15 protein-coding genes are annotated in these 14,168 nt (G+C 72.8%); 7 read left to right on the top strand and 8 right to left on the bottom strand.

Annotation, left to right across the window (positions count from 1 at the left end; genetic code table 11):
• Positions 1 to 232 precede the first annotated feature (232 nt).
• The 3 genes from K7C20_RS21960 to pfkB all read left to right on the top strand — a co-directional run bounded on the left by K7C20_RS21960 (position 233) and on the right by pfkB (position 3,504).
• Positions 233 to 1,159 carry an ROK family protein gene (locus K7C20_RS21960; RefSeq protein ID WP_053209323.1) on the top strand — a complete coding sequence of 309 codons (927 nt, stop codon included), beginning with the start codon at positions 233 to 235 and terminating at the stop codon, positions 1,157 to 1,159.
• Positions 1,159 to 2,370 (top strand): N-acetylglucosamine-6-phosphate deacetylase, encoded by a 1,212-nt coding sequence (gene nagA / locus K7C20_RS21955; protein WP_030086950.1) that lies wholly within the window; start codon positions 1,159 to 1,161, stop codon positions 2,368 to 2,370. The genes K7C20_RS21960 and nagA overlap by 1 nt, the downstream gene beginning before the upstream one ends.
• A 195-nt stretch (positions 2,371 to 2,565) precedes the next feature.
• Positions 2,566 to 3,504, top strand: a complete 939-nt coding sequence (gene pfkB, locus K7C20_RS21950) for a 1-phosphofructokinase (RefSeq protein ID WP_030086949.1) — start codon at positions 2,566 to 2,568, stop codon at positions 3,502 to 3,504.
• A gap of 105 nt (positions 3,505 to 3,609) precedes the next feature.
• Here pfkB and K7C20_RS21945 read toward each other — a convergent pair whose 3' ends face one another.
• Both K7C20_RS21945 and cdgB read right to left on the bottom strand, forming a co-directional pair.
• Entirely contained in the window at positions 3,610 to 4,530 is a 921-nt protein-coding gene (locus tag K7C20_RS21945) for a carbohydrate-binding protein (RefSeq protein WP_030086947.1), read from the bottom strand.
• A gap of 260 nt (positions 4,531 to 4,790) precedes the next feature.
• Complete coding sequence (gene cdgB / locus K7C20_RS21940; RefSeq protein ID WP_053209318.1) at positions 4,791 to 6,467, bottom strand: diguanylate cyclase CdgB; 1,677 nt, start codon at positions 6,465 to 6,467, stop codon at positions 4,791 to 4,793.
• Positions 6,468 to 6,894: 427 nt separating this feature from the next.
• Here cdgB and K7C20_RS21935 point away from each other — a divergent pair, with 427 nt between their 5' ends.
• Positions 6,895 to 7,395: a flavin reductase family protein gene (locus K7C20_RS21935; protein ID WP_030086941.1), complete on the top strand. Its 501-nt coding sequence runs from the start codon at positions 6,895 to 6,897 to the stop codon at positions 7,393 to 7,395.
• A 77-nt stretch (positions 7,396 to 7,472) separates the two neighbouring features.
• On the opposite strand, the gene arfB is transcribed toward K7C20_RS21935, so the two are convergent.
• Positions 7,473 to 7,901, bottom strand: a complete 429-nt coding sequence (gene arfB / locus K7C20_RS21930; protein WP_030086939.1) for an alternative ribosome rescue aminoacyl-tRNA hydrolase ArfB — start codon at positions 7,899 to 7,901, stop codon at positions 7,473 to 7,475.
• 203 nt (positions 7,902 to 8,104) lie between these two features.
• Between arfB and K7C20_RS21925 the strand changes: the two genes are divergently transcribed.
• Positions 8,105 to 8,680 carry a TerD family protein gene (locus K7C20_RS21925; RefSeq protein WP_030086937.1) on the top strand — a complete coding sequence of 192 codons (576 nt, stop codon included), beginning with the start codon at positions 8,105 to 8,107 and terminating at the stop codon, positions 8,678 to 8,680.
• Positions 8,681 to 8,804: 124 nt separating this feature from the next.
• Here K7C20_RS21925 and K7C20_RS21920 read toward each other — a convergent pair whose 3' ends face one another.
• Complete coding sequence (locus K7C20_RS21920; protein WP_030086935.1) at positions 8,805 to 9,074, bottom strand: helix-turn-helix domain-containing protein; 270 nt, start codon at positions 9,072 to 9,074, stop codon at positions 8,805 to 8,807.
• A 99-nt stretch (positions 9,075 to 9,173) separates the two neighbouring features.
• Between K7C20_RS21920 and map the strand changes: the two genes are divergently transcribed.
• On the top strand, positions 9,174 to 9,941 hold the full coding sequence (map, locus tag K7C20_RS21915; protein WP_030086932.1) for a type I methionyl aminopeptidase: 768 nt from the start codon (positions 9,174 to 9,176) through the stop codon (positions 9,939 to 9,941).
• Positions 9,942 to 10,018: 77 nt separating this feature from the next.
• Positions 10,019 to 10,516 (top strand): hypothetical protein, encoded by a 498-nt coding sequence (locus tag K7C20_RS21910; protein WP_030086930.1) that lies wholly within the window; start codon positions 10,019 to 10,021, stop codon positions 10,514 to 10,516.
• A gap of 161 nt (positions 10,517 to 10,677) precedes the next feature.
• On the opposite strand, the gene K7C20_RS21905 is transcribed toward K7C20_RS21910, so the two are convergent.
• The 4 genes from K7C20_RS21905 to K7C20_RS21890 all read right to left on the bottom strand — a co-directional run bounded on the left by K7C20_RS21905 (position 10,678) and on the right by K7C20_RS21890 (position 14,154).
• A complete protein-coding gene (locus tag K7C20_RS21905; RefSeq protein WP_030086927.1) occupies positions 10,678 to 11,322 on the bottom strand; it encodes a pentapeptide repeat-containing protein in 645 nt (214 codons plus the stop codon).
• Positions 11,323 to 11,507: 185 nt separating this feature from the next.
• Positions 11,508 to 12,611, bottom strand: a complete 1,104-nt coding sequence (locus K7C20_RS21900; RefSeq protein WP_030086925.1) for an aminopeptidase P family protein — start codon at positions 12,609 to 12,611, stop codon at positions 11,508 to 11,510.
• 149 nt (positions 12,612 to 12,760) lie between these two features.
• The gene (locus K7C20_RS21895) at positions 12,761 to 13,960 is read right to left on the bottom strand and encodes an NAD(P)/FAD-dependent oxidoreductase (protein ID WP_053209319.1); all 1,200 of its coding nucleotides are present in this window, start codon (positions 13,958 to 13,960) and stop codon (positions 12,761 to 12,763) included.
• Complete coding sequence (locus tag K7C20_RS21890; RefSeq protein WP_030086920.1) at positions 13,960 to 14,154, bottom strand: ferredoxin; 195 nt, start codon at positions 14,152 to 14,154, stop codon at positions 13,960 to 13,962. Before K7C20_RS21890 ends, K7C20_RS21895 begins: the two co-directional genes overlap by 1 nt.
• Between the last annotated feature and the right edge of the window lie 14 nt (positions 14,155 to 14,168).

The raw sequence follows: 14,168 nt of genomic DNA, 5'->3' as shown, positions 1-14,168 counted from the left end.
CTTGCCAGGTATGACCCGCCGCCCCAGGGGTGTCCCTCCGAACGGCACGAACAGCGAGTCTCCCCTGCGACCTTTACAAGGTCTACACCACCCCCCTTTTCGCGGAGGTACCGCCCTTCGGGCAGCCCCCTCCGTACGATCCGCCCGGTGAGTGGACTAGACCTTTCAGGCCGGATCGCGCAAAACTGTTCCCGTGAGACACGTCATCGCCCTTGATGTGGGCGGCACCGGAATGAAGGCCGCCCTCGTAGGGGTGGACGCGGCGCCTTCCGGGGGGACGCCTGCCGGTCCCCCCGTTCTGCTGTACGAGGCACGGCGCCCCACCGGCCGCGAGCGGGGCCCCGACGCGGTGGTCGAGGCCATCCTCGGCTTCGCCGCCGAGCTGCGCGACCTCGGCACGGCCCGCTTCGGCGCCCCCGCCGCGGCGGCCGGCGTCGCCGTCCCCGGCATCGTCGACGAACGCTCCGGCACCGCCGTCTACGCCGCGAACCTCGGCTGGCAGGACGTACCGATGCGGGCGCTGCTGTCCGAGCGGCTCGGCGGCGTGCCGGTCGCCCTCGGCCACGACGTCCGCACCGGTGGGCTGGCCGAGGGCCGGATCGGCGCCGGCCGGGACGCCGACCGGTTCCTCTTCGTCCCGCTGGGCACGGGGATCGCGGGCGCCATCGGCATCGGCGGCCGGATCGAGGCCGGTGCGCACGGCAGCGCGGGAGAGATCGGCCACATCGTCGTACGGCCCGGCGGGCGCGCGTGCGGCTGTGGTCAGCGCGGCTGTCTGGAGACGCTGGCCTCGGCCGCCGCGGTCGGCCGTGACTGGGCGGCGGTCTGCAAGGATCCGCGGGCCAGCGCGGCGGACGCGGCCAAGGCCGTGGAATCCGGCAACGAGCGGGCCCGCGCCGTATGGCAGAACGCCGTGGACGCCCTCGCCGACGGCCTGGTCACCGGCCTCACCCTGCTCGACCCGCAGACGCTGATCATCGGCGGCGGGCTCGCCGAGGCGGGCGACACGCTGTTCACACCTCTGCGGGAAGCGGTCCGCCGCCGCGTTACGTTCCAGCGGCTCCCCTCGATCGTTCCGGCGGCCCTGGGGGACGCCGCCGGGTGCCTGGGCGCAGGACTGCTCGCCTGGGATCTTCTCTCCACGGAGGTAACCGCCTGATGGCACAGCAACAGTCCGCGCAGCGGTCCTCGGGCCCCGGGCGCACCGTCCTGGCCGGCGCCCGTCTCGCCCGGCCGTCCGGCGTCGTCGAGCGCGGCCGGATCGCCATCGAGGGCGGCCGGATCGGCGATGTCCACAGCCGTGACCTCGACCTGGACGAGGCGGCGGCCGGACGCACCGTGGACCTCTCGGGCCATCTCATCGTCCCCGGCTTCGTCGATATGCACGTCCACGGCGGAGGCGGCGGCTCGTTCTCGTCCGCCGACCCCGAAGAGTGCCTGAAGGTGGCCGAGACCCATCGCAGGCACGGCACCACCTCGATGGTCGCCTCCACCGTCACCGGCGAACTGGCCGACCTCGCCCGGCAGGCCGCGGTGCTCGCCGAGCTGGTCCAGCAGGGCGAGCTGGCCGGCATCCACTTCGAGGGCCCGTTCATCTCCGCGGACCGCTGCGGCGCCCATCAGCCGGAGCTGCTGCGCGACCCGGACCCGGCCGACGTCCGCAAGCTCATCGACGCCTCGCACGGCACCGTGTCGATGATGACCGTCGCGCCCGAACTGCCCGGTGGCATGGAGTCCGTACGGCTGCTCGCCGACGCCGGGGTGATCGCCGCCATCGGCCACACCGACTCCACCTACGACACCACCCGCCGGGCCATCGAGGCCGGCGCCACCGTCGCCACCCACCTCTTCAACGCGATGCCCGCGCTGGGCCACCGCGCGCCCGGCCCGGTCGCCGCGCTCCTGGAGGACGAGCGGATCAGCGTCGAGCTCATCAACGACGGCACCCATCTGCACCCCGCGATGCTCCAGCTGGCGGTGCGTGAGGCCGGTGCCGGACGGGTCGCGTTCATCACCGACGCCATGGGCGCGGCCGGCATGAACGACGGGATGTACCCGCTCGGCCCGATGCAGGTCGAGGTCAAGGACGGGGTCGCGCGCATCAGCGAAGGCCCCACGGCCGGTTCGATCGCCGGCTCCACCCTCACCCTGGACCGCGCCTTCCAGCGCGCCGTGACCGTCGACGGCCTGACGGTCGACCAGGCCGTACAGGCACTTTCGGCCACCCCGGCCCGCCTCCTGGGCATCGACGACCGGACCGGCTCCCTCCAGACCGGCAAGGACGCCGACCTGGTGGTGCTGGACGCGGCATACGACCTGGTGGGAGTCATGCGCCGGGGCGAGTGGCTGGTGCGCCCGCCGGGCGTCTGACGCTCCGCACCGGCAGCGGGCGGCCGCACGGCCGGCCGCCCCTCCGCCCTGCCCCCGGGCAGCGGCGGCGGGTCCGGGTCTGGGCCAACCACCACCGGCGATGGCATGATCGCTCGCGCACTTGTCCGTATGCCACCGCCGCGCGCGGTTGCCCGACGCCCGGCCGCCCGGCCATGACTGCCCGGAGGGGCGACCATGATCCTTACGGTCACGCTGAACGCCGCCCTGGACATCACCTACCGCGTTCCCCGGCTCCACCCGCACACCACGAACCGGGTCACCGAGGTCTCCGAACGCCCCGGCGGCAAGGGCCTGAACGTCGCCCGGGTGCTGGCCGCGCTCGGCCACCGCACGGTCGCCACCGGCTTCGCGGGCGGCGGCACCGGCACGGCGCTGCGCGCGCTGCTCGCGGAGACCGGGGTCACCGACGCCCTGGTCCCGGTCGGCGGCACCACCCGCCGCACCGTCGCCGTCGTCGACGCGGCCGGCGGAGACACCACCCAGCTCAACGAGCCGGGCCCGACCGTCTCCCCCGCCGAATGGGACACCTTCCTCGGCGCCTACCGCGAACTGCTGGGCGAGGCGCAGGCGGTGGCGCTGTGCGGCAGCCTGCCGCCGGGCGTTCCGGTCGATGTCTATGCCCGGCTCACCCGGGCCGCGCGCAGCGCCGGCGTCCCGGTCCTGCTCGACACCAGCGGCGAACCGCTGCGCCGCGGCCTGGCCGCCCGCCCCGACCTCGCCAAGCCCAACGCCGATGAACTCGCCGCCCTCACCGGCAGCACCGAGCCGCTGCGCGCCGCCCGCGACGCGCGCCGCCGCGGCGCCCACGCGGTGGCCGCCTCGCTCGGCCCGGCCGGCATGCTCGCGGTGACCGCCGACGGCACCTGGCAGGCCACCCCGCCGCGTCGGATCGCCGGGAACCCGACCGGCGCCGGCGATTCCGCGGTGGCCGGCCTGCTCTCGGGCCTGGTGGAGGGCCTGCCCTGGCCGGACCGGCTGACCCGCGCGGTGGCACTGTCCGCGGCGACCGTACGGGCCCCGGCGGCGGGCGAGTTCGATACGGCTACGTATGAAGAGCTGCTGGCACGCGTCGTGGTGACGAGCGATCACTCCGCGGCCGGGCCGGACCGCTGAGGGGCGGCGCGCCGCGCCGCACCCGCACAGCGAAAAGCGGTGTGCTCCGGGGATCGTCCCCGCGGCACACCGCTCCTGCTCACCGGGCCGGCGCCGGCCCTGCCGTCAGCGCTTGACCTGGCCCGCCTTGAGGGTGACCTTGTCCAGGTTGAAGTCGCACTTGTTGCCCTGCTCGCACGAGATCTTGATGGTGTTCGTGCCCTTGTTCAGCTGGATCCAGGCGAAGGTACGGGTCCAGCCCTTGTCCCACGCGCCCTCCTTCGCCCCGGCGAAGTTCTCCATGTTGAGCTTCGTCGAGCGCGGCTGACCGTTGATGGTCAGCGAGGAATCGGCGTCCTTGCCCGGCACGCCGTAGCCGACGAAGAGCGTGTAGTCGCCGGACCGGGGCACATCGACGGTCCAAGTGGCGGACGCGCCAGGGGTGTTCATCCCCGCCACATACGTCCCGCCGGCCGAGCGCGCGCCCGGCACGTCCTTGGCCGTGGTCGCCCCGCCGTCCAGCCGCAGGCTTCCCGCGTCCTCCTTGGGCAGCTTGCCGGGAGCGGGCTTCTTGGGCTTGTCACCGGGGGACACCGTGTCGCCGGCCGTCGGGCCCGGCTTGCCCGCGGTGTCGTCCTTGGCGTTCTTGCCGTTGGTGAGCATCGCGACGCCGATGCCTATGCACACCACCGCGACCACCGCGACGGCGCCGATCAGCAGGCCGTTGCGGCCGCGGCGCGGCTCCTGGCCACCGTTGCCCGGGGCCGGGGCGGAGCGCGTACGGTCGCCGCCGGGCAGCGTCTCCGGCGCGGCGTAGTGGGCGTTCTGCTGCCCGTACGTCACCTGCTGCGGAGCCTGCTGGCCGTACTGGCGCTGGCCGACCGCCCGGACCTGGTTGTAGGAGGTACGCGGGACGCCCGGCTGCCGCGCCGCCGGACCATCGCCCGACGGGCCCGGTGCGCCGCCCTCGCCGCCTTCCGAGCGGTAGAGATAGGCGAACGGGTCGTCGTTCTCCGGCGTGTCCGCGCCGTTGTTGCCGGCCGTCATTCCGTGTCACTCCCAAGCGATCTGTGCGCGTCGTGCGCGTCTTCGCGCGTCCGCATGATTCTTCTGCGCGAACTGTCTTTCGGGCCCCCGGCGGCGCCGCGCCGCATCGGCGCAGCCTACCCCCTGAAGGCCGCCGCACACCGAGCCCGAAGGGCCACAAGATCGCTACGGACCGGTGAACTGCTGGTGCGGGGCCCGGAGCGGGCCCGGTGTGAGATACGCGGCACCGGACCCGGCCGTCGCCCCGGTCCGCCCGTGGCTCAGCCCGCCGCCCGCCGGTTCGCCTTCGAGCGGGAGCGCTTCTCGACGTACATCCGCTGATCGGCCGACTCCAGCACTTCCTCGGCCGTCATCCCGCAGCTCGCCCAGCCGATGCCGAAGCTGGCGCCCACCCGGACCGCCCGCCCCTCCACGCGGATCGGCGGGATGATCGCGTTCCGCAGCCGGACCGCGAGGTCCTCGGCGTCGGCGGTGCCGAGGCCGTCGGCGAGCACCACGAATTCGTCGCCGCCGAGCCGGGCGACCGTATCGCCGTCCCGGACGCCGCTGGTCAGCCGGCGGGCGACCTCTATCAGCACCGCGTCGCCGGTGTTGTGCCCGAAGCGGTCGTTGATCGACTTGAAGCCGTCGAGGTCGCAGAAGAGGACCGCGAGCCCCTTCGAGCCGTCGTCGGCCGGCCCGTCCGCGGGGGCGACGAGATGGACATGGTGGTCGAACGGGGCCGGGAGCCCGCCCTCGAAGCCGTCGAGCCCGTCGAAGGGCTCCTTCCCGTCCGGCCGGAAGCCGTACGCGTCCCGGGGATCGGTGTGGATGACGCCCGACGAGGCGTAGGCGTCCGCCATCGAGCCGGGCGGGCGGGAGCACAGCCGGGCGCCGAGCCGGGCCCGCAGCTCGGCACTGTTGGGCAGCCCGGTCAGCGAATCGTGGCTGGCGCGGTGCGCGAGCTGGAGCTCGTGCCGCTTGCGCTCCTCGATGTCCTCGACGTGGGTGAGCAGGAAGCGGGGGCCGTCGGTGGTGTCGGCGACGACGGAGTTGCGCAGCGAGACCCACACGTAGGTGCCGTCCCGGCGGGCCAGCCGCAGCTCGGCGCGGCCGCCCTCGGCGGAGGTGCGCAGCAGCGTGCCGATGTCCTCGGGGTGGACCAGGTCGGAGAAGGAGTAGCGGCGCATCCCGGAGGCCGGGCGGCCCAGCAGCCGGCACAGCGCGTCGTTGGTGCGTAGCAGCCGCCCGTGCTGGTCACCGCCCATTTCGGCCACGGCCATACCGCTCGGTGCGTACTCGAACGCCTGCCGGAAGCTCTCCTCGCTGGCGCGCAGCGCCTGCTGCTCGCGCTCCAGCCGGACCAGGGCGCGCTGCATGTTGGCCCGCAGCCGGGCGTTGCTGATCGCGATGGCGGACTGGAAGGCGTACATCTGGAGGGCTTCCTGGCCCCAGGGGCCGGGCCGCCTGCCGTTGCGCGGCCGGTCGACGGAGATCACTCCGAGCAGCTCGCCGCCGCCGTTGGCCGCGGTGTACATGGGCGCGAAGAGGCGGTCCATGGGGTGCCACTCGTCGGGGAAGCGGGGTGCGGGTCCGGCCGTGTGCCACTGCGGTACGTCGTCGTCATCGAGCACCCAGCCCTCGGTGTGCGGGATGAAGCACAGGTCGCCCCAGCGCTCGCCCATGGACAGCCGGCGGTCCCAGGAGGCGCGGGAGCCGGCCCGTCCGGCCATCAGCGCCTCGGCACCCGCGCTGCCGGCGACGGCGGCGACCACGAGATCGCCGTCGGGGCGGACGAGATTGACCGCGGCCAGCTCATAGCCGAGCCCGGTGATCGCGCCGTCGGCGACCGTCTGAAGGGTGTCCGCGAGGCTGCGTGCGGTGTTCAGCTCGGCGACCACTTGGTGCAGCTGCCGCAGGGTCGCAAGACGGACGTATGGCTCCGACTCGGTCTCCATCGCTCGCTCTCCCTGAGACCTCGACAGCAAACTCCACGATTCTTTGTCGTCCGATTCCACGCTCACTGAATCACAGTGAGCTGTTCACCCGGTACACAGGGTCAACAATTAGCGCCTGCTGTGACTCAAGTCACAAAGCTGTAAAGACGTTTGGCGATCTCCCAGAAAGCCGCCACAGGAGCGCGCCTTCACTCTTTCTACACTTCCTGAACGCAAATTTCCGAGTGTTCCGGACTTCCGCCGTCAGACCTAGGACGCGGATGGTCCCCGGGCCCGATGCGCGCAGGGGGCCGACGAAGTTAGCGTTTATGGCGTGTTCACGAAAAGCCCTGCCGATACAGCAGCCTCCGGGCCCGCCGCCTCCTCCGCACCCACCGTCGCCCTCGCCTCCGCGCCGGGCGGTACGCCCATCCCGCATTCTGTGGGAGTGAGTGACGAAGAATTCCGCGCCGCCCTGTCCCGCCTCGCCGCCGGAGTGGTGCTGATCACCGCCCACGACCCGGACGAGGGGCCGCACGGCGAGGACGTCGGCATGACCGCCACGGCCTTCCTGTCCGTGTCCCTCGATCCGCCGCTCGTGATGGTGAGCGTTCGCAACGACTCACGGATGGACGACCTGCTGGAGCTGCAACCGCTCTGGGCGGTGTCGGTGCTCTCGGGGCATCAGCGGCAGATTGCCGGACGGTTCGCGATGAAGGGGCGCATCAGCGACCGGCTGCTCTTCGAGGACATTCCGTTCGTACGGGGCGAAGTGTCCGGTGCCCCGCTCGTCGGCGGAGCGCTCGCGACCATGGAGTGCCGCACCGAGCAACGGGTCGTGGCCGGCGATCACACGCTCGTCATCGCCCGCGTACTGGCCACGTCGATTCCGAACGAGGACGACGGGCCGCTGACGTATTTCCGGGGGAAGTACCGGCAGTTGGGGTGAGAGCCGGGAGACAGTTGGGGTGAGAACCGGGCCCCGCCCGCGGGCGGGGCGGCCGGGAGGGCGGCCGCGGGGGCCGGTCAGCCCCAGTCGCGGCCCGAGCGGCCGCGCTTGGTGTCGCCGCGCTGCTTCTTCTCGCGCAGCCGCCGCTCATTGATGCCCCGCGGGATCCGCGACTTGCGGCGCGGCTTGGGCGGGGGCGCGGTGGCCTCGGCGAGCAGCGAGGCCAGCCGGACGGCGGCGGTCTCGCGGTTGCGCCACTGGGAGCGGTGCTCGGAGGCGCGCACGGACAGCACGCCGTCGACCAGCCGGCCCGCCAGCCGCTCCAGGGCGCGCTCCTTCCACACCGGCGGCAGCGCCTGCGTCCTGCCGAGGTCGAGGCGCAGCTCGACCTGGCTGTCGCTGGTGTTGACGTGCTGGCCGCCCGGACCGGAGGAGCGCGAGAAACGCCATACGAGCTCGGCCTCTGGAAGGACGACCGAACCGCGGATGACATAGGGCCCGGACATGAGTCCTATGATCTCGCGTGCCACAGGGCCCCGTCACCCGCTTTTCGGGGCATTCGCCGGGGCGTCCGCATCAGGATTCGGCAAAGAGAGTAAAGACTGCTGGAACCTGGCGGTCCCCTCATCGCGTTGTGGTGGGTGACGGTAGCTTCGTCCGCAGTACGGAGCCCGACGATTCGACGAGTCGACAAGGAAAGGGACATCCCATGGCTGTAAGCCTGTCCAAGGGCGGCAACGTCTCGCTCACCAAGGAGGCACCGGGCCTGACCGCCGTCACGGTCGGCCTCGGCTGGGACGTCCGGACCACCACCGGCACGGACTTCGACCTCGACGCGAGCGCGATCGCGGTCAACCCGAGCGGCAAGGTCTACTCCGACCAGCACTTCGTCTTCTTCAACAACAAGGCCACGCCGGACCAGTCCATCGTGCACACCGGTGACAACGTCACCGGCCAGGGCGAGGGCGACGACGAGCAGATCAACGTCAACCTGGCGGCGCTGCCGGCGGACATCGACAAGATCGTCTTCCCGGTCTCGATCTACGACGCCGAGAACCGCAGCCAGAACTTCGGCCAGGTGCGGAACGCCTTCATCCGCATCATCAACCAGGCCGGCGGCACCGAGCTCGCCCGCTACGACCTCAGCGAGGACGCGGCCACCGAGACCGCCATGGTCTTCGGCGAGCTGTACCGCAACGGCGCGGAGTGGAAGTTCCGCGCGGTGGGCCAGGGCTACGCGTCCGGCCTCGTCGGCATCGCGCAGGACTTCGGCGTCAACGTCTGAGCCACGCCTGCATCCTGGCACGCGGCCAGGTCGGCGCAACGGAGGGCCGGTTCCCCTTGGGGGCCGGCCCTCGGCGCGCTTTGAGGGCGCCACCGCCGGGCGGACGGGCGCTCCGCGGCCTCGCTCAGGCCACCGCGCTCCCGGCCACTTCAGGGGGCGCGGCCAGCGCCGCCACCTCGTCGAGCGACAGTCCGAGCGTGCCGGCCAGCGCGGCGACCGTGAAGAACGCCGGTGTCGGCGCCCGGCCGGTCTCGATCTTCCGCAGCGTCTCGGCGGACAGTCCCGCCGCCGCCGCGACCTCGACCATGCTCCGCTCGCCGCGCGCCCTGCGCAGCAGCGCGCCGAGCCGCTCACCGCGTTCGCGTTCCCAAGGGGTCAGTGGAGTGCGCACCATGCCCGTGATACTAATACCGGTAAATAAATACCGGTAAATAAATACCGCCTGCCGCTGCCGCTGTGTGGTGCGGGCGGTGACGAGCGGGAGGCCCTCCTCATGGTGGAGATCAAGACGGATGCGGCACTGGACGCGATGCGGGTGGCCGGCCGGGTCGTCGCCGACGCACTGGCAGCGGCACAGGCGGCGGCCGCCCCGGGCGTGCGGCTGCTGGACCTGGACGAGGCCGCCCGTACGGTGCTGCGCGAGGCCGGCGCCGGCTCACCGTTCCTCAACTACCAGCCCTCCTTCGCCACCACCCCCTTCCCCGCCATCCTCTGCACCTCCGTCAATGACGCGATCGTGCACGGCATCCCGGACGCCACCCGGCTGCGCGACGGCGACCTGGTGAGCATCGACTGCGGCGCCCTCGTGGACGGCTGGGCCGGCGACGCGGCCGTCAGCTTCACGGTCGGCACCGCCCGCCCCGAGGACCAGCGGCTCATGGACACCACCCGGCAGGCGCTGGAGGCGGGCATCGCGGCGGCCGTGGTCGGCGCCCGGATCGGCGACATCTCCCATGCGATCGGCAGCGTGGGGCGCGCCGCCGGCTACGGCATCCCGCGCGACTTCGGCGGACACGGCATCGGCCGCCAGATGCACGAGGACCCCTCGGTCCCCAACGACGGCCGCCCCCACCGCGGCTTCCCCCTCCGCCACGGCCTGGTCATCGCCATCGAGCCGATGTTCCTGGCCGGCGGCAAGCACACCTACTACGAGGACAGCGACGGCTGGACCCTGCGCACCACGGACGCCTCCCGCGCCGCCCACTTCGAGCACACCGTGGCGGTGACGGACGAGGGGCCGCGGGTGCTGACCACGGTGTAGCGGGGCGCGGCGGGAGCGGGCACGGGCGGGGCGGACGCGGGCGCCCCGCCGCCGCACCGGCGTGACACCATCAGGGCGTGATCGACCTCGGCTACTCCCTCTCCCGCCGCTTCCCGGATCCGCCGCAGACGGACTACCGGACCGCGGACGTGCGCACGCTGCGCCATGACCTCTTCTGCGGCGATGTCTACCTCGCCGACACGAAGACGGACCGCGAGCTGTCCACGGCCTGGGGCTGGGTGCCGGTTCTCGACTTCGCCTGGGCGCTGTGCGACATCGTCGAGCAGCTCGACACCGACCCCCGGGGCAACCGCTCGGCCCGCCCGGTCCACGCCGAGCTGGACTTCACCGAATCCGCCGACCGGATCTTCTTCGAGCGCCGCTTCGGGTGGGTGGACGTGGACGCCGACTGGATGCCGGCCGACGAGGACCCGCTCACCTTCAACCACTCCGCGCTGCGCCGCGAGGCCCGCGACTTCCTGCACGACCTGATCGCCGACCTCACCGACATGCACGACGGCCTCGACGACAACCCGGCCATCTGGGACCTCCAGGCCCGCTTCCCCCGCCTCTGACCACGGGCCGCCAGGCCGCGTGCGCACGGCCGCGCGCCGCATACGGCGACCCCGGGGGCGACCCCGGTGGCGGGCCCCGGTGGTGGCGGGCCCTGGCGGCGGACCCCGGTGGCGGACTCGCCGCGGCACGGGAGCGCCGTCGCCGTACGCCGGCTGTTCCCTCACTCCACCCGTACGCCTATCTGCGCCGCGAACGCCGGGGCCAGGTCGAGCAGTTGGGACGCGCTGATGACCGCGCCCGACAGCCGCTCGATCCCCCGCGCGATGTCCACCGCGGCCGCGCCCCGCAGATCGACGTCCTTCATCCGCGCCTCGGAGAAATCGACCCGGGCCAGGGTGCAGTCGTCGAACGTCACCCGCTCCAGCTCCGCCCCCGCGAAGTCCGCCTCGACCAGCACACACCCCTCGAAGGCGACATCGCGCAGCTTCGCCTGCCGCAGATTGGGGAAGTCGATCTTCCCGCCGCGCACCACGACCCGCTCCAGGACCGCACCGTGCAGCTGCGTCCCGCCGAGCCGGGCCTCCGTCACCTCCACATCGCGCAGTGACGCCTGGGAGAGGTCCGTGCCGACCCCGCGCACCCCGCTCAGCACACTGTCGATGATCCGCGCCCGCCCGAGCACCGTCTCGTCGAGCGTGCACCGCCGCAGCGCGCAGTCCATGAAGCGGGCGCCGCGCGCCGACTGCCCCGCCCAGTCGGCGCCGGTGAACTCCAGGCCGTCGTAATCCCCCTCGGCCTCCAGCTCCCCGCCGTCGTACGCCGTCAGCTCCGGCAACCGCACCTGCGGCCGCCGCACCGCCCGCACCGTCTCCTTGCCGCGCCCTGCCACGCGATCACTGCCTTCCTGCCGTCCGCGGCCGTCCGCCGTGCCTGTCCACGCCTGCAACCCATCGTGGACCACACCACTGACAACGGGCCCGACCTGCCCAAACCCTGATTTCGGACGGGGTGCCGGACGCCGCGGGCCCGCGTTTGCCGGACCGGCCGGCGCTAGCGCACCACCGCCATCTCCCGCGCCGTCCGGTTCAGCCGCCGCCCGCCCGAGTCCGTACACGTCACGATGTCCTCGATCCGGACGCCGAACCGCCCCGGCAGATAGATCCCCGGCTCGATCGAGAAGCACATCCCGGGCACCAGCGGCAGATGCTCGCCCTCCACCAGATACGGCGGCTCGTGCGTGGTCACCCCGATGCCGTGCCCGGTCCGGTGGATGAAGTACTCGCCGTACCCGGCAGCCTTGATGATCTTCCTGGCCACCCGGTCGATGTCCTGGCACGCGACGCCCGGCCGGACCGCCTCGAACGCCGCCTGCTGCGCCTCCCGCACGAGGTCGTGCACCTTGCGCTCCTCGGCGCCCGGCTCCCCGACATGCACGGTCCGCGAGGTGTCCGACCCGTACCCGTCCTTGAGACCGCCGAAGTCGAGCACGACCATGTCGCCCTCCTCGATGACCCGCTCCCCGGCCTCGTGGTGCGGATTGGCGCCGTTGGGGCCCGATCCGACGACCGTGAAGTCCACCTGGCTGTGCCCGTGCCCGGTCAGCAGCCGCGCCAGGTCCGCCGCCACCTCGACTTCCCGCCGCCCGCCGAAGCGCACCCGCAGGATCTCCTCGTACGTCGCGTCCGCGGCGGCCCCGGCCGCGGCCAGCCGCTCCACCTCATGGGCGTCCTTGACGGCGCGCAGCATCGGCAGCACCTCCGTCAGCGCGGCGTACGCAGTCCCCGGCAGCGACCGCTGGAACCCCAGCAGATGCAGCGCCCAGGTCGAGTCGGACACCCCGTAACGCCCTTGCGGATCCACCCACTTGGCGACCTCCGCATAGGGTTCCGATCCGTCGGTCCACCCCGACACCTCCAGCGCCGGGGCCCCCGGGGAGAGCTCCGCGTCCGGGTACTCCAGTACGGGCACCAGCAGCCGCGAGCGCCGCCCCGGCTCGATCACCAGGGCGGTCAGCCGCTCGGTGGCCGCGGGTGGCCGGTAGCCGCACAGCCACACCAGATCAGGACCCGGCGTCACGATCAGCCCGGCCAGCCCGGCGTCGGCCGCGGCCCGGCCCGCCCGGTCCATCCGCCGCTCGTAATCCTCATGCGTCATCGAAGTCACCATGCCGGTGAACTTACGCCGGTAGGCCTCCCCCCGCCCGTCAAAACCCTTCCCCCACCGGCCCCTTCACCCCTCCAGTTCAGCCTCCCGTCACCTCGCCGGTTCAGCCTCCCGTCACCTCGCCGGTTCAGCGCTCCGGTTCAGCCCTCCGCCGTCGCGAGCGGCGCCGCCTCGCCGGCGATGTGGCTGCGGTACTCGCGCAGGGCGCGTGCGCTGTTCCAGCCGAGCGCGCCCACCACGCGGCCGCGGTCCCGGTAGAGCGCGACGAACTTGCGTGCCCCCGGGTCGCCGTCGACGCATTCGGCCCGCGCACCGGGGGGACACCAGCCGTGAAGCTGGATCTTGGCGTCGTACTGATCGGTCCAGCCGAACGGGACCGGCGCGTAGGGCGTCGCCTCCCCGGGACCGGCGAGGAGGTTCTTGGCGACGACCAGGGCCTGTGTGGTGGCGTTCGTGCGTTGTTCGAGGCGGACGCGACCGCCGATGGCCGGGTGCGGCCAGTTGGCGACGTCCCCTGCCGCGTAGATGCCGGGCGCGGCCCGGCACTGGCTGTCGCAGCGCACCCCGTCGCCCAGCGGGATGCCGGAGCCGGCCAGCCAGTCGGTGGCCGGTACCGAGCCGATCGCGACCACGACCACATCGGCGGGGAGCCGGCTCCCGTCGTCGAGCACCACCTCGGTGACCCGGCCGCGCTCGCCGGTCAGGCCGCTGACCCCGCGTCCCATGCGCAGGCGGACTCCGTGGTCCCGGTGCAGAGCGGCCACCAACCCGCCTGCCCAGGTGCCGACTTGCCCGACCAGCGGGGTGGACGCGACATCGACGAGCGTGACGTCCAGGCCGAGCCCCCGTGCGGTGGCGGCGGTCTCGCTGCCGAGGAATCCGGCGCCGATCACCACGACCCGGGGGCCGCTCAGCAACTGCGTGCGCAACGTCAGGGCGTCGTCGAGGGTGCGCAGCACATGGACACCGGCCAGGTCGTGGCCGAAGGGCAGCCGCCGCGGCCGCAGCCCCGTCGCGATGACCAGGCCGTCGTAGCGCAGCCGGTCCCCGTCCGCGAGGATGACGGTGCGCGTCGCCGGGTCCAGGCCGGTCGCCCGGCAGCCCAGGCGCAGGTCCAGCGCCAGGCGCCGGAGGTCCGCGTCCTGGCGCAGCACGGTCGTCTCCGGTTCCCGTTCACCGGCCAGGACCTGCTTGGACAGCGGCGGCCGGTCGTACGGGGGCCGCAGTTCCTCGCCGACCATGGTCAGCGTCCCGGTGAAGCCCTCGCGCCGCAGGGCCTCGGCCGTGGTGAGGCCCGCGGCCGAGGCACCCACCACGACGATCCGGTCCCTCGCGGGCACTACTTCAGCACCTCGATGGCCAGCGCCGGGCAGCGGGCCGCGGCGTCCTCCACCGAGGAGTGCAACTCCTCGGACGGGACGGCGTCCAGGAGGACGACGATGCCGTCGTCCTCCCGCTGGTCGAAGACCTCCTCGGCGGCCAGCACGCACTGACCTGCGCCGACGCACTTGTCCTCGTCGATGATGACCTTCATCAAGATTCCCTTCT

Source organism: Streptomyces decoyicus (assembly GCF_019880305.1).
Lineage (GTDB): Bacteria > Actinomycetota > Actinomycetes > Streptomycetales > Streptomycetaceae > Streptomyces > Streptomyces decoyicus.
The sequence above is the reverse complement of the archived record's forward strand: the minus strand, read 5'-3'. Positions and strand labels throughout refer to the sequence as shown.